Raw genomic sequence first — 22373 nt, 5'->3', positions numbered from 1 at the left:
CAACCCGTCAATCGATTTAACATAAAATCTATCAAACGCAATTAAATGACCGACTTATACGATCGCTTGATAGAAATTAACCGAAACAAACGACTGGAACTAAATCGTTAATTTTAGTACTTAACATGTCCTGTCCAAGGGGCCTAATTAGATTTTGTCGGAAGGAACAAAAAAGCCCTCATACTAACATAACAAAAACATAAGTATGAAGATTAAAAGCTATATCACCCTGTTAGCGACCGCTCTATTCTCGCTCACAGTCGCCGCTAATGATGAGATTCCTACGGGTAAGCTCATTGTACCTGACTCAGTGGGTTGGGGAAGTAAAACACAAGTTGAATGGGACATTGATTACCCAGACATCTCAGATATCGTTGATATTGATGAAGAAGATGGCTCCATAGAAATCTCTGTAGACGGCCTACGCATGATGATTCGCGTCAAAGCTGCAGAAATGACCAGAGGTGACATTTATGTAGAGTACAGAGTCGGAGCCAATGGCTCATGGCAACGTATCTTCCAAGGTGTAAGTAGTGACGTGCAACCAGAAAAAGTGCTTAACGGCCCAAACAGCACAGGTGAGGTAGTTAACAGCAATACCCGCATCGACTTCCGCATCAAACAAGATGGTTACACCGGCAGCCGAGCTAACTGGCGTGCTACCAACTTGGATAAAAACAGCAAGTACCTAACTCTTGTTGCCTGCATCGATGGAGATGAAGCTCCAGATGTAACTGGTCACAGTGGTCAAGGCGACGCGGCAGACTTCATCAAAAAGTTCATCGATGAAGATGGAAACGTTACTTTAGGCCGCCGCGAAGTCATCTATTTCTTTGAAGCCTACGGATACATTGGAGAAGAAAATAACAGTTACTACGATCTCCAGGATGCCGTGATTCTCGTCACCTTTGAATAAACTATAACAACATCATTCTTTCCTACAAAGAGCGGCAGAATTTCTGCCGCTCTTTTATTTTTCTCAAGCTCAAAAAACCAACAATTCTGATAGACTCGTGATGACTTTTAGAATTTTTCCCTCTCACCATCTGAGAAATTGCTATCACTCTGCAGAACCTCCAGCAAATTAGTATTTAAGCGTTGCTGAATATATCCATTTTTCTCATACTTTGCGCATTCACCACTCATCGAGAATGCCATCATCACTAAATGTAGTCATCGCCTGCGGAGGAACAGGCGGCCACCTATTTCCCGGTATCGCCGTAGCAGAAGAAATGCGCCGCCGCGGCCACACTGTCACCCTACTTATTTCTGAGAAAAAAGTAGACGCTCAAGCATCTAGCAAATACGGCGATCTAGATTTCCGCACAATTCCTGCGATTGCCAAACCAGCTACATTTTCTATCAAAATGGTGCCCTTCATGGCGAAGATGTGGCAAACCATTGGTCAGTGCAAAAAAATCCTCAAAGAGCTCAATGCTGATGCCGTGCTTGGCATGGGCGGCTTCACCTCGCTGGCCCCTGTCTACGCGGCTCATAAATTGGGACTGAAAAGTTTTGTCCACGACTCCAACGCTCTACCGGGAAAAGCAAATCGACTAACCTCCCGCTGGTGTAATGCCGTTTTTCTAGGTCTGGAAGAAGCATCCAGCTACTTCCCCAACAGCAAAGTCGTCATCACCGGCACTCCTGTGCGCAGCGAGCTAACCAAACTCCCTAGCAGAGATGACGCCGCAGCCAAATGGAAACTCAATCCTGAGCTCAAAACCATCCTCGTCATGGGTGGTAGCCAGGGCGCCAAGCAGCTCAATACCGTAGTCGCTACTACAGCGTCAGCTATGCCTGATGTGCAATTCCTCCACCTAACTGGAAACCGTGATTTTGATCGCGTCAACGAGCTTGCAGCCGCTCACCCTAACCACCACGTTGTTTCATTCTGCGACGACATGCCTAGCGCCTACGCTGCCAGCGACCTAACAATATGCAGATCCGGCGCCTCCAGCTTGAGTGAAATTTCCTACTTGGAGATGGCCTCCATACTAGTCCCCTACCCATACGCCGCTGACGACCACCAAACCAAAAACGCTGAAGTTTTTGCCGATGCTGGAGCAGCACTACTGCGCCAGGAAGCAGATCTTGATAGCGGGTCATTGTTAGCCGACCTCACCCAAATCCTTTTTGAAAGTAACCAGCTCGCTGAAATGGCAGAAAAATCAGCCTCTATTGCCATCAAAGACGCCGCCAGCCAGATCTGTGGCGCCATCGAATCAGCCTAATAAAACAGAATTTTCATGAAAATATCCGACCTCAGCAGCAAACTTACCCAATCTGACCAGCCGATGCGAGTCCACCTGATAGGTGTGGCCGGATCAGGAATGAGCGGACTCGCTTCACTGCTCTTGGGAATGGGCCACAAAGTGAGTGGCTGCGACCGAGTGACTAGCGGAGAAACCGAACGCCTGCAAAACAAAGGCCTCATGTTCTCCTGCCCGCATCGCGCCGAAGATGTCGATGACGCCGAAGTCGTCATCTATTCATCAGCCATCCGTCCAGAAAACCCAGCCTACGCGCGAGCCACAGAGTTAGGTATTCCAACCATGCGCCGCGCAGAATGCCTAGCAGCCATCTTGCATACCAAAAAAGGTATCATCATCTCCGGCACCCACGGCAAAACAACCACCTCTGCGATGTGTGCTCACATTCTGCGCCAGGGAGAAGTCAAACCTAGCCATTATGTTGGAGCCGAAATTCCAGTTCTTGGCACCAATGCTTGTTGGGATCCGGCTGGCGAATTGATGGTCGCTGAGGGTGATGAAAGTGACGGCACGCTCGCTCTCTATCAGCCAGCTATAACCGTGATGCTTAACATCGAGGAAGAACACCTCGATTTTTACAGCGGCCTAGATCATATCTGCGAGGTCTTCACCAAGCTGCAGAGCCAAACATCTGGCCCTATCATCTACTTTGCCGGCTGTCCAGTTGCTAGCAAACTCAATGCCGATAGAGAAAACACCATCTCCTACGGCTTTGAAAATGCTGATTTCACAGCGACTAACATCCTAGAAACTGGTGGCACAGTGAATTTCGACGTAGTAAAAAATGGCGAGTATTTTGGCCGCATTGAGCTGGGTATTCCAGGCCGCCACAATGTACTTAACAGCCTAGCAGCTATCGCAGTTGCTGATACAGCTGGTGTCAGCCACCAACAAATTGCCCGCGCGCTTTCTAGCTTTGCTGGAGCCAAGCGCCGATTTGAAACCAAATACCTCTCGCCAACACTGCGCATCATTGATGACTACGGTCATCACCCAACAGAACTAGCGGCTACTCTACAAACAGCGCGTTCACTAAAACCAAAGCGCTTGGTTGTGCTCTTCCAGCCACATCGATTCTCACGCACTCAAAAACTCGCCGATGAATTTGGCGCCGCTCTCCAGGCTGCCGATCGGGTATTTATCACCGACATCTATCCAGCTAGCGAGCTGCCGATAGAAGGCATCACCGGCCAAACGATCGTAGACGCCATGGCGCGTCACGGCGATACACCAGCTGAGTACATTGGTGCTGTTAGCAGCGCTCACCACCAGCTCGGCAACCAACTAGCGGAAGGAGACCTGCTCATCACTCTGGGAGCTGGCAACGTTCACGAAGCTGGCACCAAGATTGCCAACGACATGCAGACGCTCGAAGAAATGATGCGTTTCTGCGGGGAAATGAAACACAAACTCTACGAACCAATGCGCCGCCACACCACCATGTTAGTGGGTGGCCCAGCTCAGTTCTGGCTAGAACCAACAACTTTCGTCCAATTTCAAAAACTGACTAACTACTTACGCGAACGCAGCATTCCCTTGCGCGTGATTGGGCGCGGCTCCAACCTCCTCGTTAGAGACGGTGGTATCCGCGGCGCGGTTATTCATCCCAAAGGCGGCGAGTTCTCCGAAGTCACCGTGGACGGCAACCTCATCAGCGCTGGTTCTGGCGTGCGCTTTAAAAAGATTACCAGCGTAGCCGAAGCTAACGGACTTGGCGACATGGAGTGGATGGAAGGTGTACCAGGCAATGTTGGAGGTGGCCTGCGCATGAATGCTGGAGCCATGGGCTGGGAGACATTTGATCATGTGGTTAGTGTCACCTTCCTCGATGAAGATGGAGAAATCCGCACGCGCACACGTGACGAAATCAAAACATTCTACCGCAATGTGCCAGAAATTCGCCGCAACTTTGCTCTGCAAGCGACCTTCCGCGGATCACCCGCCGATACCTCATCTATCCACCAGCGCATCGCGGAGTCGAAACAAAAGCGCCGCGAATCGCAGCCCATTGCCGCTAGCGCCGGATGCATCTTTAAAAATCCAGCTGAAATCCCAGCTGGAAAACTGGTAGACGAACTCGGTATGAAAGAAGCCAGCCAAGGCAATGCGCAGGTTTCCGCGGCTCATGGAAACTTCATCATCAACCGCGGCAAAGCCACTGCAAGTGATGTGCTAGAGCTGATTTCTCGCATCCAAGATAAAGCAAAAACTCAACGCAACATCGATCTCGAAACCGAAGTGCAAATCATCGGTGACAACCAAGTCCATTTCTAACTGACAAACCATCATGAATAAGAACACTCTCATCGCCGTCCTCATGGGCGGACCTGGATCCGAACGCCAAGTATCACTCGCATCAGGAAACGCTGTGTTAGAAGCTCTTACTACCGCTGGCTATAATGCCGTAGCTGTAGACGTCACTAGCAGCGAACTTGAGCTGCCTGAGGGCACGGAGCTCTGCTACAATACGATTCACGGCACCTTTGGAGAAGACGGCACCCTGCAAGATATTCTCGACGCCAAGGGCATCGCTTACACTGGTGCTGGCGCATCTAGCAGCCGACTCGCTTTTGATAAAGCAGCTAGCAAAGAAGCCTTTGTAGCCGCTGGTGTGCCAACACCTAAATCAGAAATGATAGACTGTAGCCGTGGCATCGTGCAGCCAGAAATGCCTATTCCCTACGTGGTAAAACCACCGCGCGAGGGATCCAGCGTAGGCATCCACATTGTCAAAGAACAAGCCGACGTCCAGCCAGCTCTACAAGACGCCGCCAAGTACGGTGAGGAAATTCTAATCGAACAATTTATTGAAGGTAAAGAGCTCACCGTAGGCATCTTAGATGATACAGCCCTGCCTATCGTGCACATTGTCCCGCGCAGTGGCTTCTATGACATGAGCAATAAATACCCATGGCTCAATAACGAAGGAGGCACCGATTATTTCTGCCCAGCTGAGCTCGATGAAGAGACTACAAAAAAAGTCCAACAGGCAGCGTTAGAAGCTCACCGCTCGCTCGGCACCGAAGTTTATTCACGCGTCGACGTCCTGCTAGACAGCGACAATAATCCTTACGTACTGGAAGCAAATACCATTCCCGGTATGACTGCTAGCAGCCTATTACCTAAGTCAGCAGCCGCTTCTGGCATCGACTTCCCAGCTCTTTGTATTAGAATAGCTGAACTCTCGCTAACTATACGCTCGTAACATGGCAAAACGCAGGACCTCAAGAGCGCCACGATCGCGCCGCGACCGCGATTACCGCAAGCAATACTTGCAGGTAAGCTCGCCGCGCATCGTCATGCACCAGTCCATGCATGCTCTGAGGTCTGCCATGAAAACCACCTTATTGTTAGCTATCGTCGCCGGCCTGATTGTCGCCGCTGCGATTGGCGTACGTGAGATGTTTATTGAAAATGAAGCCTACCAGCTACAAGAGCTCGAGCTGAAAACTGATGGTTATCTCAGCCACCGCAGGTTTCTCCAACTCACTAACATCGACACAGAAGCGAACGTTCTCACCATTGATCTCCCTGACGCGCGTCAACGCATTCTTGATCAACCAGAAGTCATCAGCTGTGAGATTGAGCGCATTCTACCAGGCACCATCAAAGTGCAGATAGAAGAGCGCGAAGCTCGCGCCTGGGTTGCTCATGACGGCTCGCGCAGGATAGGTTCTGGCGTTTTGCTAGACAAATCGGGCGTGCCCTTTTTCTGCCATGCTGATTATTGGCAACACGCCAAAGACCTGCCGCTAATCAAATGCTCGGATGAAGATTATAGAAAAATCAAGTTAGGCGAAGAGATTGGCTCCACCGAGATCAAGCGGGCGCTCAATTTAATACTGCTGTCACAAGAAAAAGTGGATAATGAGCAGTGGAGATTTGACAAAGTCGAGGTGCTAAATTTTTATTCCATGCAAGCGAGTTGTATGGATGGCACGGAGGCAATATTTGGCCTGTACGACCATGACCGTCAACTCTCTGATTTGCTGCAAGCGCAGAACCACTGCAAGAAAACAGGTCGACAAATCGCACACATTAACCTTATTCCAGATAAGAACATCCCAGTGCGCTTTGTCCAGTCACCTGAACTACCTGCTGAGACGAATACCCCCTCCAATCAATAAACCTCTCCACACACCAAACGTAATAATTAAAACTTTTTTAATACCACATCTATGGCGAAGTCTAAAATTCATGTCGGCCTTGAAATAGGCACCAGCAAAACCTGCATGGTCGTTGCTGAGGTAAAACCCGACGACTCGCTCAAAATCCTTGCGGTCAGTGAAAATGGCTCAGCGGGGGTTAGACGTGGAGAAATCTCAGATTACCCGCTCGCTAGAGCTGGGGTGAAATCCGCATTGCTGGAGGCTGAAGACCTCAGCGACGTAGAAATTAACAGCGTATTTCTAGCGGTCACAGGATCACACATTAAAGGCGTCAACAACCGTGGCACCTACCGTCTACCAGAAGAGGAAGAGGAAGTGCACATCGGCCATGTCACCGAGGCTACCGAAATTGCTAGAGATGTATCCATTCCTAGCGACAACGTTTACCTCCACTCTCTGATCCGCAACTACCGCCTCGACGGCCACGACCACAATGTCAGCCCAGTTGGTCTTCACGGGCGCACACTAGATGTCGACTACCACATCGTTCACGGCATCCGCACACGCATTCAAAACAGTATCAAATGCGTGCGTGAGATTCCGCTAGAAGTGGATGATGTTGTATTTTCACCTATCGCTTCAGCCCTCGTGGCGCTGGACCGCGAAGGCAAAGATTCCGGCGCCTTAGTCATCGACATGGGCGGCGGCACCACCGACTACGTTCTCTATCACAATGGCTCAATCGCGGCTTCTGGCTGCATCCCAGTAGGCGGCGAGCACGTCACCAATGACATCCACCTAGTCACTCGCATCCCTCTATCAGAGGCTGAGAAAGTCAAAAAAACAGAAGGTGACGCCTCCGGAAACCCGGCTCACAACGTGGGAAAAATCCGCGTTACCGACGACAAAGGTTTCACAGAAACAGAGATCGAGCGCGAAACACTCAATGGCATCATCAACTACCGACTGGAAGAAACACTCCAGTTAGTAAAAAACAATCTACCAAAAGAAGAACTCAGCCGCGTCGGCACCGGTGTCTTCCTCACTGGTGGAGCCAGCCAGATGCGTGGCTTTTCCCAGCTGGTAAACAGCGTCTTTGACCTCCCTGTTTACGAGGCTGATCAGCCAGACATCAGCGGCGTTCACGCCAACTTCAGATCTCCCCAATACGCCACCGCTATCGGTCTCATTCGCTACGCTCAGCTAATCGATAGCGAACGACAAGCAACCACCGGCGGCAACAAAATCAGCCGTTTTGTTCGAACATTAGGACGAGCAATCTGGCCATTCGGTTAATTTAACACATACTCCACACTAAAAATTTATTATGATCGGTTACAAAAATGATCCGCAACAAACGATCCCCGAATCTGCTATCAAGCTCGTAGGCATTGGTGGCGCAGGCGCTAACATCATCGACCGCGCAGCCCTCGACGGCTTTGGTGGCATCGACATGCTCACCATCAATACAGACATGCGCTCGCTGTCTACTTCTGTCGCCAAAGAGAAAATCCAGATCGGACGCGACCTTACTCGTGGACTCGGTGCGGGTGGTGACCCTGAAGTTGGTCTCAACGCTGCTAGAGAAAATCAAGACGAGCTGCTAGCTTCTCTGAAAAATCACAAAATCGTCTTCATCTGCGTAGGTTTAGGTGGTGGTACTGGCTCAGGCGCCGCACCGCTACTTGCTCGCCTCGCTCGTGAAGCTGGCGCATTTGTGGTGGTTTTTGCCACCATGCCATTCCCATTTGAAGGCAAGCGCCGCCGCGAACAAGCTGAGACATCACTCAACGAACTCTCAGTTCTTTCTAACGCTCTCATCACTTTTGATAACCAGCGCATGGGTGAACTCGTCCTAGCAGACAAAGGCATCCACGATGCCTTCTCCGCTGCTGACCGCATGATCGCACAGAGCATCCAGGCCGTTACACGCATCGTTTCTCGCCCAGGCATCATCAACATCGGTCTCGATGATCTGATGACCGCTCTCAACACTACCAGCTCACGCTGCCTGTTTGGTTCAGGTCTAGCATCTGGCGAAAACCGCAGCACAAAGTCATTAGAAAACGCACTCACCAGCCCTCTGCTAGACAAAGGCGCTCTGCTCAAGCGCGCTGACACCGTGCTCGTTCACATCTGCGGTGGTGACAATCTATCACTCTACGAAGTTGAGCTTCTCATGCAGTCACTCAGCAAGCACGTGCCAGACAATGCTCACATCCTCTTTGGTGTGGCCGTCGACCCTAGCATGCAAGACGATGTATCCGTCACTCTCATTAGCTCGCTGCCAGAAGCTGCTCTGCATGCCAAGCCAGAGCCAGTTGTTCAGGCTGAGCCAAAGCTCGAGCCAGTTGCCCAAGTAGTTCCTAGCCCAGCTATCGCTGAGCCAGTTGCCTCAACACCAGCTGAAGTGACTCCTCAGGAAAGCACTCCAACACCAGACTTTGGCAGCATCACTCCAGCTAGTGAAGAAAGTGAAAACCCGCTAGATCTGCTCAATCAAACTATCGAAGGCGGACTAACTGAAACACCTTCTAACGATGATGACATCGTTCGCCTCAACGCACCAGTTTTTGAAGACCTCACTTCTTCAAGCGATGAGGAGAAACCTGAAGTCGCTATCGCCGAGTGGTCTACACCAAGCGAGAAAGATGAAGACAAAGTATCTGATTCAATTTTTGCACCAATCAACGAAGCCGATCTACCTCCAGTAAAAGAGGAGGTCAGTGATGAAATCGAACTCCCTGATAGCTCAGCGGATCCAGTTGACCCAGCCAAACCAGCCGTTTCTCCTGACCAAGCTGAACTTGAGCTCGACGGTGGACCAAAAGGTAAATTCGAAGGCGAGAAACCAAACCTCTACGACGGTGAGGACCTCGACATCCCTCCATTCCTTCGCAAAAAAAAGTAAATCTAATGGTGCGACAAGCGGAAGATCAGGGTATACATTCATTTAACTAACTTTAGCCAACATGAAAAATATACTCTTCTTCCTGCTTGCTCCGCTCGCGCTTTTGCTAGCCAACTGCGCACCACAAACCCCCGAATCTAGAATCGCCAAACACCCTGAGATCTACAATAGCCTCAGCGATTCTCAGAAAGAACAAGTCGCCCAAGGACACATCTCCAATGGCATGCCAAGCGGCGGCGTTTTCCTCGCATGGGGCGCTCCAGCTACCAAAAGCGAAGGACAAAAAGGAAATACCCCATTTGTCCGCTGGGATTACACCAACCTTAAGCCTGTCTATACTTGGAACTACTGGGGCTACGGATACTACCCACGCGGCTATTACGGCGTCGGCAGCTACGGTGGGCCCACTCCTGAAGTCACCTACATCCCCTACAAATCAGCTTCCGTATTCCTAACCAACGACAAAGTCGCACGCTGGGAAAAAATGCAGCAACCAGCTGAGTAATACAAAATATTTCACCAAGCCCCCACAAACACAATACAATACCGCTTGTCTATGAAATACCTATCCCTAATCCTCGCCGGACTAACAGCCATCTGCTTCACCTCATGTGATTCAACGGGTGGCAGCTCGTTCAAACCATCAACTCACCCAGGTGGTGGAGCTTCAGCACGCTACTTCTCTTACGACAGACCTGCTAAAAAACCATCTAACCCGAACAATGTTCGCGTTAAGATCTCACTTAAAAACCAGATGGTCTACGTAATGGAAGGCAATGAACCACTCCTCATAGCACCAGCTAGTGTGGGCAAAGCTGGAACACCGACACCTAGAGGTAACTTCCGTGCCTTTAACAAGGAACACTACCGTCGTGCTAACACTCACGGTTTCGCCTATACCGACAGTGGCCAAATCCGCCAAACTTACCTTGCGAAAAAGCCAGCTGGCTGGAAATTCAAAGGAACACCTATGCCATACTGGGTAGAGTTCACCCCAGCCTATGGTATCCATGCTGGTTGGATGAAAGATCGTCCATGCACCCACGGATGTATCCGCCTGCATGTCAACGTAGCGCCTAAGTTCTTTGCCCTAGTGAAGAGCGGCACTCCTATCAACATCGCCTACTCGCAGCCTGAAGACGCGACTATTGGCCGCAACATTCCACGTCCTCCAGATGCGGGTCCACTGCCAGATTACTACCCACAGGAAATGCTGAAGAACAACATCTTCACAGATCACAAACCTGTGAAATTCCAGTAATCTAATCATTACCATATTTCTAGCCCATGCCGACTCACGGCATGGGCTATTTTTTTGTCTTGATAGAAATTCTAGCCAGCTGGAGACATGAGAGAAATTTCTCATTTCTGTAATTGTCACAGTCAATCTATCAACTAATCTCACTAGCAAGATGAGATCTCTAATCAATTTTCTGTCGGTCATTCTGGCTCTGAGCTGGCTAACGGCCTCAGCGCAAGAACGAATAATCGACTACAGCGAAAGCAACGGGCTTTGCACCGTCACAGTGACTAACAAATTCGACATCCTCCCTGCTAGTGGTCACGCGCCCATCGTGGTTGAGCTCAGCAATGGCAGCAACCGCGAACGCAGCTGGAACTTTGCATTCCGCTCCATCCACAGGACTGACAGCTTTGATTCTAAGGATAGTATCGTTGAATCTAGCTATAACCTTAGCTGCCCAGCTGGCGCCAAACAACGTTACGAGCTCAGTGTGCCCTTAGTCTCACTATTAAGCTCAAGCATCAGAAGCTACAGCAGCTACTCTAACGGCACCGCTCTAAAGCTTGACGTCTACGCTTCAGGTGAGCGCAAGCAACAAGGATCAATGAGCTCAATGCCCCAGGAAAACAATTGGCCCTCAGCCCTCATTAGTAATCAGCTGTCGGTTAACAACTTAAGCAAGTTAGAATCTGAACTAGTCACCTACCTAACGAAATCTAGCTCTAGGGGGCACTCCAGCTACGATAAATTTGCCGGCACCTTCATCGCCGAGGAATTACCTAGCGACTGGCGAATCTACTCAGGTTTTAATGCCATGCTCATCTCGCTCGATGAATGGCGCAAAACTCCAGCGACCTCACAGAAAACCATTCAGCGTTGGGTGGAGCAAGGTGGCCAGCTAACCATATGCGACTCAGCTAGCAGCCTAACTACATCGCAGCTATTCAATGTCACCACTGAGCCAGCGGAACTCAAACACAAAGGCAGCACCGCGCTGGGCATGGGCACCATCCAGTTCTATCAGCTAAACTCAACCTCTAGCATCAAAAACAAAGCCGACTTGGTCATGTCCATGAGCGACCTAGCAGACAACACGCAGTCGACTCAGCTGGCTAACGGGCGCACTAGCCACGACTGGAGCCTGTACCGCTCACTTGGTGTCAAATCCAGCTTCGTAGAGTTTTTTGTTATCATCCTAGTTCTCTTTGCTCTAATCGTTGGTCCGGTCAACTTTTTCTGCTTTGCCAAAAAAGGCAAACGTCACCGCCTCTTCATTACCACACCAGCCATCTCCATCATTGCCAGCTTGTTAATGATCGCACTGATTCTAATCATCGATGGCATCAACGGCAAAGGAGCCCGTGTAGCCTTAGTAGAAGTCGATCCAGCCAACCACCAATTCATTATCCAACAAGATCAATGTTTGCGAGCTGGCGTGCTAGTTGAAGCGCGCGGCGAAATAGCCGACGACGTCTTCATCAGCCCTATCAAGATGCCAGTCTCAGATTGGACTCGAGTCTCATCGATGAATGAATCCTCGCTGCGGCTCAAGTATGCTGATAGTGAAAATGGCAAACAACTCAGTGGGGATTGGTTACTCTCACGCAGCGACCTGGGATTCTATCTCGAACAGCAAATGCCGACCCGTGCGAAAGTTGAGCTCAGCCACAACAATGGCCAGCCAGCTGCCACCTCATCATTCGACAAGGTGCTCAATGAGTTTTGCTACCGCGATGCAGAGGGACAAGTCTGGTGGGCAAAATCACTCACCCCTGGCAAACTAACACAGCTGAGCAAAGACGAACACAATCAGAAATTTGAAACCTTCCTAGCTAACAATCAAAAAGCCTACTCGGAAACATTACGTGATCGCATCCAGCTACTAAGCAGCCAGAACGAAAGGTTCTTTGCGCTCAGCGACCAGCCACCATTCATCTCTAGCTTTGAGCAAATCAGCTGGAACGATAAAACATCTATCATCACCGGCAAAGCCAAACTCACAAACTAACATGAATGCCATTTCTGTAAAAAACCTGCACCGCAACTTTGCCGCGCTCAAAGCCGTCGACGGCATCAGCTTCGACGTCCCAGCTGGCTCAGTCTGTGGGTTTGTCGGCGCTAACGGCGCCGGTAAAACCACCACCATGCGCATTCTAGCTACTCTCGACTACCCAGACGAAGGTGAAGTTAGAATCTGTGACATCGACATCATGGATAGGCCAGACGAGGTGAGAAAAAAACTCGGCTGGATGCCCGATGACATTGGCAACTACTCCAACATGACGGTGTGGGAATACCTCGATTTCTACGCTAGGGCGCTCGGCTATAAAGGAGAAGAACGCCAAGAGAGGCTCAACGAGGTGATGGATTTCACCGACCTGCATACATTGGTAGATCGGGATTCAGACAAACTCTCCAAAGGCATGACTCAGCGGCTCTGCCTAGCGCGCGCGCTGCTGCAAGACCCTGAAGTTCTCATCATGGATGAGCCCGCGGCCGGTCTCGATCCCAAAGCTCGAGTCGAACTCAAGCACCTCATTCGCCTCCTAGCAGATGAAGGCAAAACGATTCTCATTTCCTCCCACATTCTCTCCGAACTGGGAGAAATGTGCGACCACCTCCTATTCATCAATAGCGGAAAAATCGTCCACCACGGCGATTCAGACTCGCTGAAAAACCATAATAACAAAGACGCTGGACTGCTCTACGATGTGCAAATTCTCGGTGATCCACAGTCACTCTGCGACTGGGCAGCCACCTCGCCATACGTCGAGTTGATAGAATCTCGCAAACACGGCGGACGCATTAAAGTAGAGGGCGACGACAAGGCGCTCGCCGCTAGAGTGCTCGCTAACATGCTACGCGATGGCCTCGAAGTCACCGAATTCCACCGCGAGCAACGCAACCTCGAAGACGCCTTCATCGACATGCTCGGCTCGCTAGAAGAAGCGAACGCCAACCCAATTCCTCCAGCTCTACCTAACTCTTAATTTTCCTACCTACATGAATCTCACTAACGACTTCTCAGATCGGCTCAGCCCGATAGTAGTCAAAGAACTTCGCCAAGATCTGCGCGGCAAAGGATTTCTCATCCTCTTCATCACCTTGCAGATCATCCTCTCGCTGATCTTACTCCTAACGGCCACTCTCTCAAGCAGCTCACAAGATACTGGAACCCACATCTCCCAGCTGATCTTTTTCTGTTTCTCATTCTGCCTGCTCATCGTCCAGCCACTGCGTGGTTGCAATGGGATATCCAGCGAGCTGAAAGCCAAAACACTAGACATGCTGCAGCTCACCCGCATGTCAGCTTGGTCTATTGTTTTTGGCAAATGGATCTCGTTAGTAGCGCAGTCGCTACTGATAGCTAGCGCCATTCTTCCCTATCTAATCATGCGTTACTTCTTTGGTAACATGCAGATTTTGCCGGAGCTCACATTGCTGATGACTATCTTGGTTTTCTCAGGTTTTTTCAGTGCCATCACCGTTGGCCTCAGCGCCACACCATCCATTTTGCTGCGTGGTATCATTCCTCTGATAGGATCCATGTTCGTCTTTATCTCCATTGCCGGAGCCTTTAGTAATTCCTATTCTTTCAACAACATAATCGAACAACTCACATTTACTGATTCAGATTTCACAGCAGTCTTCATTGCCATCATTGCTGGTAGCCTCTACACCAGCTGGCTCATGCTAGAAATTGCCACTTCTATCATTGCTCCACTGGCCGAGAACCGTGATACGATCAAGCGCGTCATTGGCTTTATCGCTGCTGTCATTGTTAGCATCTCATTGATGTTCGCCAATACTTCACCAGAGGCCATCATCATGGGCACCATGGCGGTCATTACCCCGCTCTTTGTTAGCGCGCTCATTCGTACCCACCAGCTGGTACCTAGCATTTGCAAACCATTCGTCAAACGTGGCAGAATTGGCCAGCTAGCAGGACGACTGCTCTACCCTGGTTGGGCTACGGGTACCTTCTATTGCACGATTATTGGACTATTACTCTTGCCGGTAATGATAACCATTTGCTCATTATCTAATTCTTCCTACGGTTTTCAGCCAGAAGACCTATCAGCCTTCATCGCCTACTTTGGCATACTCATTTTTCCAGCTGCTATCACCCAACTATTTTTCAAAAAATACAAAAACCTATTCACCGTCTATCTACTGATCTTCTGTATCCACTGGGGTTTTATGATTCTGCTAGGCATCATGGCTGCCACCACCTCTGATGATGTGCTCTTATTATTCTGTTGGCTGCCAGTTGGCGCACTGGCTCTCAGTTTTGATAATACTGTCTCTGATAGCTCACAGCTGGTCATTAGCTGCCTCGTCACAGGCACCTATTTGATTATCCTATGGTTCAAATCTATCCCAGCGTGGAAACATATCCGTGAAGTGGAAAGCGTCGCTCTCAAACAAATTGCTAACTCAGCTGACTAACACGTGACCATCGACGATCTCCAGCTGGCATTAGAAAATGCTCAAGCCGCCAGCCAGCACCTCGCGCTGCCGCTGGCTGGTAAAAATTGGTCGGGGCCAGCTGGCGAATTTGCTGGCTCAGGCACGGGCTCGTCTATCGATTTTCACGACCAGCGCGACTACCACCCCGGTGATGACCCGCGCCACATCAACTGGCAGGCATACGCGCGCAATGGCAGCTACACCATGAAACTTTACCGCGAGGAAGTGCGCCCGCTGGTAGAGCTAATCGTGGACGTCACCCCGTCGATGTTTCTAACCAAGCAGAAAGCCATGCGTAGCTGCGAGATGATTTACCTACTTCACGCACTGGCTGAAAAATCTGGCTCGGCGGTACAGATCTACCTGCTACACGGTGACCACCATCTCAGAGTGGAGCGCGACCAATTAGCCTCTCACGCATGGTTCGAAAAAGTAGCTAACTTTTCTAGCAAGCAGAAAAAAACAGCCGAGGCTGATGGACCGAGCTTACCACGCGTCGACCACTTACCGCTACGCGCCAAAAGCTTCCGACTTATACTGACTGACGGATTGTACTTAGGCGACCCAACCAGCTGGCTGCATCAGCTAGCGCGCGGCCAAGGCGTGATGAGCCTATTTATCCCCTACTGCAGCGAGGAAGAAAACCCAGCCTGGCGCGGTAACTGCAACCTCAAAGATACTGAGCAAGGGCGTGACCATCAGGTGCATATTAATCCCAAACAGCTCGATGCCTACAAAACTGCCTATAACAACCACTTTAGTTTGTGGCAGCAGTGCGCGCAGAAATTTCAAGCACCGCTTGCTAGAATCCCAGCTGAGCTCTCATTGATAGAATCGCTGCAGCTACAAGCACTACCCAAACAAGCGCTGAGCACCAACAGCTAACCGATCATGCAATTTGCTAACCCATATGGATTTTTTGCCCTACTGGCTATTCCAGCCTTGCTGGCGATTCATTTTCTCCAGCGCAAGAGCAAGACCTATGCGACCAGCACCTTGTTTCTGTTAAACCAAGCGGCTTACGTCTCAGCCAAAGGTCGCCGTTTTGATAGACTCATTCTCTCCATTCCCCTATTGCTGCAGATTCTAGCCATTCTATTGATTACTTGGCTGATTGTCCAACCGCGCTATTTGGCATCAAATTCCAGCCAGCGCATTGCCATTGTGGTTGATAGTTCGGCATCGATGCAGGCATTCAAAAAATCCATGCCTGAACCTGTTGGCAAAATGATGGCCGACCTCAAGGGCGTGGCACCACACGCGGAAATCTGGGTACTGCCAAGCGACCACCGACTTCCCCGCATCTATTACGGCAATGACATCGAGGCTGCGACGCTAGCTATCAGCGAAAACCAAAGTGCCACCGGTGCCGTTTCGCCTAACCAATCACTGCAGCTAGCGCGCAGCCTAGCAGGTCCACAGGGTGCCGTTTGTTACCTCACTGATACGCCGAGCCGCCAAACACTACCTTTCGATGCTGCAGAGCTCAGCATCGGCTACCCCATCAATAACGTCGGCATCACAGGCATTGACTATCAGACAAGCGCCGACGGACTCATGTGGAAAGCCTTGGTAAAAAACCATACTTCTATAGCCACTCAACGGCAGTGGCGAATCATCACCTCTCAGGGAGCTAGCCAGCCGCAAGTGATCGAGCTAGCGCCCTTATCCACAGCTAACCTAACTGGTCTATTTCCAGCTGGAGAGGAATTTGCCGTGCTTGAGCTCAGCCCCGACCATTTTGCCGCCGATGATGTTTTCTATCTAGTAAGGCCAGTTGCCAAAGAACTCACCATTGCCAGCGACAAGACAGCAGCCGGGCTAGACCAACTAGCTAGCAAGTTAGGCACCAGCTTTGCCCATACATCACTGACGGGGCAGCACGAATCAGCCGACTTAATCCTCGCTCACCACACCGAGGCAGATGAGCTACCACCACATTCCCACCGCATGCTCAGCGCACCAGTTGGCCTAGACGATTCCAGCTGGTTAGTTGGCTCTATCGTTGCCGAACCGAACCCGCTCACTGATAGGCTAAATTGGCAATCACTACTCGTCATGGACGTGCCACACCCAGCACTGCATGCCGACGACAAAGTACTCCTCTGGCAAGCTGATAGACCGTTAATCTCCCTGCGCCAGCTAGAACAATCCAGCCAGCTAACAATCCACTTCAACCTCACGCAGTCAAACGCGCTACAGCAACCCGCCTTTGCCATCATGCTGATGCGCTACTGCGATCAGATCCGCCAGAACAAACGCGGGCTCGAACAATACCAAAGCGAGCTGCTGCAGGCGCTCGATATCTATCCACCGAGTAGCGACCAGCTGACACTCAGCCAGCTAAAGTTAGACAGATCTATTGTCTCAAGCCAGCCGGTATCGACCAGCAATGCACACGCGCCAGCTGAAGCGGGGTGGTATCAAATCCACCGCGGCGATGAAGTTTGGCTGCGCTCTGCAGCTAACTTTGCCGATACTCGCGAGGCTGATTTTTCCCGCTCCACCACACGCTACCAGCAAAGCACACGCCACAGCCAGCTGAGCAGCCAACACCACTACGACGATCCGTGGTGGCAGCTGTGGCTGATCCTTGCCATGGGCTTATTATTGCTCAGCTGGAAACTCGATGCCAAAACCAACCCTAGCTAACAGAGATGCCTATCACCTTTACATCACCAGAATGGCTCATCCTTATCCCCGCGCTCGTGGTAATCGCATGGATGTGGAAATCCATGCGCTTGTGGCAGCCACTGCGAGTGGTCATTCTGCTGCTAGGAGTCCTGTGGTTAACCGACCCAATGGTGCAGCAAGGGCAAAAATCGCTAGACCTTTGGTTAGTGGTCGATCGCTCAGAATCAGCCGACCAACTGAGCGGGCCGAGCGTCCAAGAATGGGTGAAAATTCTCGAGCAGAAAAAACCATCACGCCACGATAAACTTCACCTTATCCAATACGGCGAGGAAGTAGAACTGCATCTAGCTGGATCTGATAGACAATCGTATACCGGCAAAAAAAACCTCACCAAAACAGCTCTAGCGCTGGAAAATGTGCTGGCTTTGGCAGATCCAGAGCGAGCCAACCGCGTCTTGTTGATGACCGATGGTTATGCCACCGAATCTATCACCAACGTGGCGAGCAAACTTCAGCTGGCGGAAATTCCGCTAGACTACAGAATGCTAGGAAAAGAATTCCCCAACGACTTCCAGCTGGCAAAACTGAGCCTGCCCGACAAAGTGCAGGTAAATGAACCCTACGTTATAGAAATCATCGTTAGAGGTGAACAAAACTTAGCGGTGCCATTGGAACTGAAGCGCAATGGCCAGACGATTGCCAAATCTGATGTCGAAGTAAAAGATGGATTTGCGGTAGTCGAGTTCACCGACCGCATTGCCACTGCTGGCTCGTACCAATACAGCGCCGGCATCTATCCACCTAACGACCAACAAACTGGCAACAACCAGAAGGATAAGTGGATTGAGATCGCTGGAGGCCCGCGCGTTTTATTAATTTCCCAATACACTAACGACCCACTGGTTCAGTCGCTAGAAAAGCTCGCCTACGACGTCGAGCTGATAACCAATGCCACCACGCTGAATGCTGGTACCTTGAGCGGCGCCAAGGCAGTGATCATCAACAACGTTCCAGCTAACAAGATAGCCACCCCATTTCTAGCAGCGCTAGATTTCTACGTGCGCGAGCAAGGTGGCGGGCTGATGATGGTGGGCGGCAAACACGCATTTGGCTCGGGCGGCTATTACCAATCCGACATCGACGCGTTATTGCCAGTATCGATGGAGCTAAAATCTGACCACCACAAGTTAGAGGTTGCCATGGCTGTGGTGATGGACCGCTCTGGCTCGATGGCTATGCGTGTAGCTGGAGGTACGAAGATGGATCTAGCTAACCGCGGCGCTACTACCGCCGTCGAGCTGCTAGGCGACCGCGATCAAATCTGTGTATTTGCCGTGGACAGTGAGGCACACCGCATGGTGCCTCTCACCAGAATGGCAGGCAACCGCGATGACATCACCAAACGCATTCGCAGAATCCGCTCGGAGGGTGGCGGCATCTACACCTACAACGGACTTTACGCTGGCTGGTTAGAGTTGAAAAAATCCAAAGCGGGAACACGTCATTTGATTCTATTTTCAGATGCAGCCGACAGCGAGCAGCCGAGCAAATACAAACAACTCATCGAGGAAATGCGCGCCGCTGACGTGACCATTTCAGTCATCGGCTTAGGCACGGATAAAGACAGCGACGCCTGGCTGCTCAAAGACATTGCCAAGCGTGGCGACGGCAGGATTTTCTTCACCGAAGACGCCAAAACCATCCCGCAGCTATTTGCTCAGGAGACGGTGTCGGTAGCTAGATCTACCTTTCTAGAAGATCCAGTGGCCACTCTATCAACCGGCAAATGGTTCGAGCTCACAGGATCTCAGCTGAGCTGGCTGGAGCAAGTGGACGGCTACAATTTATCCTACCTGCGTCCCGAGGCGTCGGCCATGTTGATCAGCCAGGATGAATACGCGGCGCCATTAGTTAGCTACGTTAGACGAGGCATGGGCCGCTGTGTGGCCACAAGCTTCCCGCTAGCTGGAGAATTTTCAGCGAGCGCCTTAGGCTGGAATGAATATGGTGATTTCACCCAAACGCTAACACGCTGGCTGATGGGTGACGAGCTGCCACCGGGAATAGCGGTGCGCCAACAAGCACAAGGAACGGATCTACAGTTAGACCTACTTTACGATCAAGAAAGCTGGGAACGCGAACTGGCTAACAACCCACCGCGCATCATGGTGATAGAAGACGACCAGCCACCAGCTGAGATCATCTGGCAGCGCATGGCTCCCGGTCACTATCAGATCCGCCACCAGGCGAGCGAAGGTAGCACGCTGCGCGGCGCCATCCAGCTAGGCCAGCGGGCACTGAGCTTCGGCCCAGTGACTATGGGAACTAGCAGCGAGTGGGCATTTGACAAACAAGCGCGCGACGAGCTGGTAGCGGCCAGCGAGCTCAGCGGCGGGCGCGATCTACTCGATCTATCAGACGCCTGGCTACGACCAGAAACCAGCCAGCTAGATAATCTCAGACTCCCCTTGGCGATTGCCGTGCTCTTGATTTTATTGCTAGACGCCTTGCTAACAAGGATTGGCTGGCAGTGGAACGAGCTAGCTAGCTGGATGAAATCATGGCGTAAAAAGCCAGCACTAGCAGCTGCGCCAGCTGAGGAGAAAAAATCCAGCTGGCTTGCTAGAATCACCCAGCGGCCTACGATTGCCAAAACTAGCAAAAAACCACGCGCAGCAGAAAAACCAAAGGAATCCCCCGTGGCCAAAGAAGAAACACCCGTAACAGCTAGCTCTAGGCAGTCGCGTTATGCGCGTGCAAAAAAACGAAAATGATCTATAGATAGAGCTTCATCATGAGGGAAACTAAGGAAGCTAGCAAACACAGCAAAAACCGCCAACTACTGCAGCTGGCGAAGTTAGGCTTGCTTCCCCTGAGCATGGCATCTCTATCTAGCTGCGCGCCAGTATTTAAAGAAAACGAGCAGCTGAGCAAACAATACTACCGCAGCTTGCCACGCTGCGTGCTCAATAGCGACAAACCATCACGCCAGTCACAGCTGAGCATGGCGAAGATGAGGCGCAGTGGGCAGACATTAGCTCACACGCCTGAGGAACGCATTGCGGTGGCGGAATATAGAATCCGCTCAGCCCAGCACGACTACCTGTACACTAACGATAAGGTGGTAGAATTTTACCTCAAAGCAGGCGAATCTCTGTGGCCCATCCTCGACCAGTCGTTAGCGGCGGACGATAAACAATTCCAGCTAGCGAAAAATTTGTACCGCGAAGCAGTGAGCCAAACTGTCGACCGGCTCGCCCACCAGAAACAACTCCCCACTGATGGTAAATCCGTCACCGTGGGCAGCTACACGCTAAACGAATACAGCGGTCATCGCCCTACGCTGCGGCCAGATTATTTTGACAACTACATCCCATCGCAAAAAACCAGCCACCTGTTCATGCGCTCGGACGTACACTTTGACGGCTACGGCGCGCCTATGGTGGGTCAGCGCTTTTACGCCGAAGATCGGCTAGCGGAAGATCCATTCATGCCAGACATCGGCCTGCACGTGCCTATCAACGCGCTGATAGAATTTAAAGCTGGCGGCAAGGCATCCATCGCCATCACCAACTTGCGCGATGAAGAAGAAATCAGCTGGCGCGGCAAAACCTACCCGCTGACGGCAGATTATACGACTGCGCTGGCGGCATCATTTTCCCATGTAGGCAACCTGAGCACCGGGCTAGATGCGGCGATCAATGGTGAAAAATACCTCGAGCGCGAAGGCCTCTACTCAGGCACTCCTTATAGTGAAGGGAAAATCCCCATTGTCTTCATTCACGGGCTCATCTCCAGCCCTGCGGCTTGGGCCAATACCGTCAATGAGGTGATGGCAGACCCACTCTTGCGCAAAAACTTCCAAGCGTATTATTTTTTCTACCCCACTGGCCAGCCACCGGCGCTGCCATCTGGCCACCTGCGTATGGAGCTGCAGCGGCTACAGGCGTACTGCCGCAGCCGTGGTGACCACGAAGCTAGCCAGAACATGGTGCTGATTGGCCACAGCATGGGCGGGCTAGTAGCCAACGCGCAGATTCGCCGCTTTGACAAAAAGCTATGGCAAAAGCTTTCCGATATCTCACTGGAGGAATTCCGCAGCCATAGCGATGCTGAGGCGATGGAAAAAGTTCAAGCGTTCTTTAATCCACCAAGCATCGATGCCGCCTCACGCGTGATCTTCATCGCCACTCCCCACCGTGGCAGCAAGCTGGCGAGCGACTGGCTAGGCCGCACCGCCTCACAGATCATTGCTGTGCCTAAGGATGTGCTCACCCTGCAGATGGACTCACTGCGCGAGGATTTGAATGAAATTGGCCAAGCCATCACCGCCGCTGACGAAAAACCAACCAGCATCACCAAGCTCAAACCCAATAACCCCTACCTAAAAACTCTACTACAACAGCCGCTCAACCCAGAGGTGAAATACCACAGCATCATCGGCAACCGCGGTCGCAAAGGCCCGCTAGCTAAAGCCTCAGACGGTGTGGTGACATATCGCTCATCTCGTCTTGACGGCGCGGAATCTGAGCTGATACTACCCTTTGACCACCAAGTGCATGACAAGCTGGAAACCAGTGAGGAAATCCAGCGTATCTTGCACAAACATCTAAAATCACTGGGAAGAGAGTGAAAAATTGGCTAAAAAGCAAAAAAACTGTTGCATCATCTGCCATTATCTATTAGCTCTCCGCCCCGCACAATGCACTACGTGCATTTTGTAGAAATTTTTA

Annotated in this window: 16 protein-coding genes; all 16 read left to right on the top strand. The window is 51.1% G+C overall.

Annotation, left to right across the window (positions count from 1 at the left end):
- Positions 1–205: 205 nt before the first annotated feature.
- The 16 genes from JIN82_RS11270 to JIN82_RS11195 all read left to right on the top strand — a co-directional run bounded on the left by JIN82_RS11270 (position 206) and on the right by JIN82_RS11195 (position 22273).
- Complete coding sequence (locus JIN82_RS11270) at positions 206–916, top strand: hypothetical protein (protein ID WP_200311752.1); 711 nt, start codon at positions 206–208, stop codon at positions 914–916.
- A 235-nt stretch (positions 917–1151) separates the two neighbouring features.
- On the top strand, positions 1152–2234 hold the full coding sequence (gene murG / locus JIN82_RS11265) for an undecaprenyldiphospho-muramoylpentapeptide beta-N-acetylglucosaminyltransferase (RefSeq protein ID WP_200311751.1): 1083 nt from the start codon (positions 1152–1154) through the stop codon (positions 2232–2234).
- Positions 2235–2249: 15 nt separating this feature from the next.
- On the top strand, positions 2250–4547 hold the full coding sequence (gene murC / locus JIN82_RS11260) for a UDP-N-acetylmuramate--L-alanine ligase (RefSeq protein ID WP_200311750.1): 2298 nt from the start codon (positions 2250–2252) through the stop codon (positions 4545–4547).
- A 13-nt stretch (positions 4548–4560) separates the two neighbouring features.
- Positions 4561–5478 carry a D-alanine--D-alanine ligase gene (locus JIN82_RS11255; RefSeq protein WP_200311749.1) on the top strand — a complete coding sequence of 306 codons (918 nt, stop codon included), beginning with the start codon at positions 4561–4563 and terminating at the stop codon, positions 5476–5478.
- 1 nt (position 5479) lies between these two features.
- Positions 5480–6400, top strand: coding sequence for a cell division protein FtsQ/DivIB (locus JIN82_RS11250; protein WP_200311748.1), 921 nt, complete (start codon positions 5480–5482; stop codon positions 6398–6400).
- Positions 6401–6451: 51 nt separating this feature from the next.
- Positions 6452–7678 (top strand): cell division protein FtsA, encoded by a 1227-nt coding sequence (ftsA, locus tag JIN82_RS11245; protein WP_200311747.1) that lies wholly within the window; start codon positions 6452–6454, stop codon positions 7676–7678.
- A gap of 31 nt (positions 7679–7709) precedes the next feature.
- The gene (locus tag JIN82_RS11240; RefSeq protein WP_200311746.1) at positions 7710–9293 is read left to right on the top strand and encodes a cell division protein FtsZ; all 1584 of its coding nucleotides are present in this window, start codon (positions 7710–7712) and stop codon (positions 9291–9293) included.
- Positions 9294–9354: 61 nt separating this feature from the next.
- A complete protein-coding gene (locus JIN82_RS11235) occupies positions 9355–9798 on the top strand; it encodes a hypothetical protein (protein ID WP_200311745.1) in 444 nt (147 codons plus the stop codon).
- Between the two features lie 51 nt (positions 9799–9849).
- Positions 9850–10554: a L,D-transpeptidase gene (locus JIN82_RS11230; protein ID WP_200311744.1), complete on the top strand. Its 705-nt coding sequence runs from the start codon at positions 9850–9852 to the stop codon at positions 10552–10554.
- Between the two features lie 151 nt (positions 10555–10705).
- Positions 10706–12544 carry a hypothetical protein gene (locus JIN82_RS11225; RefSeq protein WP_200311743.1) on the top strand — a complete coding sequence of 613 codons (1839 nt, stop codon included), beginning with the start codon at positions 10706–10708 and terminating at the stop codon, positions 12542–12544.
- Between the two features lies 1 nt (position 12545).
- Positions 12546–13526, top strand: coding sequence for an ABC transporter ATP-binding protein (locus JIN82_RS11220; protein WP_200311742.1), 981 nt, complete (start codon positions 12546–12548; stop codon positions 13524–13526).
- Between the two features lie 13 nt (positions 13527–13539).
- Complete coding sequence (locus tag JIN82_RS11215) at positions 13540–14985, top strand: hypothetical protein (RefSeq protein WP_200311741.1); 1446 nt, start codon at positions 13540–13542, stop codon at positions 14983–14985.
- A 3-nt stretch (positions 14986–14988) separates the two neighbouring features.
- On the top strand, positions 14989–15891 hold the full coding sequence (locus JIN82_RS11210; RefSeq protein ID WP_200311740.1) for a DUF58 domain-containing protein: 903 nt from the start codon (positions 14989–14991) through the stop codon (positions 15889–15891).
- Positions 15892–15897: 6 nt separating this feature from the next.
- Entirely contained in the window at positions 15898–17658 is a 1761-nt protein-coding gene (locus JIN82_RS11205; RefSeq protein WP_200311739.1) for a BatA domain-containing protein, read from the top strand.
- Positions 17659–17663: 5 nt separating this feature from the next.
- Positions 17664–20414 (top strand): VWA domain-containing protein, encoded by a 2751-nt coding sequence (locus JIN82_RS11200; protein ID WP_200311738.1) that lies wholly within the window; start codon positions 17664–17666, stop codon positions 20412–20414.
- A 20-nt stretch (positions 20415–20434) separates the two neighbouring features.
- Complete coding sequence (locus JIN82_RS11195; protein ID WP_200311737.1) at positions 20435–22273, top strand: esterase/lipase family protein; 1839 nt, start codon at positions 20435–20437, stop codon at positions 22271–22273.
- The last annotated feature ends 100 nt before the right edge of the window (positions 22274–22373 follow it).

The organism is Persicirhabdus sediminis, assembly GCF_016595495.1.
GTDB lineage: Bacteria > Verrucomicrobiota > Verrucomicrobiia > Verrucomicrobiales > Akkermansiaceae > Persicirhabdus > Persicirhabdus sediminis.
The sequence above is the reverse complement of the archived record's forward strand: the minus strand, read 5'-3'. Positions and strand labels throughout refer to the sequence as shown.

Coding starts and splice junctions, on each gene's coding strand:
- JIN82_RS11225 (WP_200311743.1), top strand. CDS start 10,706: ATGAGATCTCTAATCAATTTTCTGTCGGTCATTCTGGCTCTGAGCTGG.
- JIN82_RS11220 (WP_200311742.1), top strand. CDS start 12,546: ATGAATGCCATTTCTGTAAAAAACCTGCACCGCAACTTTGCCGCGCTC.
- murC (WP_200311750.1), top strand. CDS start 2,250: ATGAAAATATCCGACCTCAGCAGCAAACTTACCCAATCTGACCAGCCG.
- JIN82_RS11215 (WP_200311741.1), top strand. CDS start 13,540: ATGAATCTCACTAACGACTTCTCAGATCGGCTCAGCCCGATAGTAGTC.
- JIN82_RS11205 (WP_200311739.1), top strand. CDS start 15,898: ATGCAATTTGCTAACCCATATGGATTTTTTGCCCTACTGGCTATTCCA.
- murG (WP_200311751.1), top strand. CDS start 1,152: ATGCCATCATCACTAAATGTAGTCATCGCCTGCGGAGGAACAGGCGGC.
- JIN82_RS11270 (WP_200311752.1), top strand. CDS start 206: ATGAAGATTAAAAGCTATATCACCCTGTTAGCGACCGCTCTATTCTCG.
- JIN82_RS11200 (WP_200311738.1), top strand. CDS start 17,664: ATGCCTATCACCTTTACATCACCAGAATGGCTCATCCTTATCCCCGCG.
- JIN82_RS11195 (WP_200311737.1), top strand. CDS start 20,435: ATGAGGGAAACTAAGGAAGCTAGCAAACACAGCAAAAACCGCCAACTA.
- JIN82_RS11230 (WP_200311744.1), top strand. CDS start 9,850: ATGAAATACCTATCCCTAATCCTCGCCGGACTAACAGCCATCTGCTTC.
- ftsA (WP_200311747.1), top strand. CDS start 6,452: ATGGCGAAGTCTAAAATTCATGTCGGCCTTGAAATAGGCACCAGCAAA.
- JIN82_RS11255 (WP_200311749.1), top strand. CDS start 4,561: ATGAATAAGAACACTCTCATCGCCGTCCTCATGGGCGGACCTGGATCC.
- JIN82_RS11235 (WP_200311745.1), top strand. CDS start 9,355: ATGAAAAATATACTCTTCTTCCTGCTTGCTCCGCTCGCGCTTTTGCTA.
- JIN82_RS11250 (WP_200311748.1), top strand. CDS start 5,480: ATGGCAAAACGCAGGACCTCAAGAGCGCCACGATCGCGCCGCGACCGC.
- JIN82_RS11240 (WP_200311746.1), top strand. CDS start 7,710: ATGATCGGTTACAAAAATGATCCGCAACAAACGATCCCCGAATCTGCT.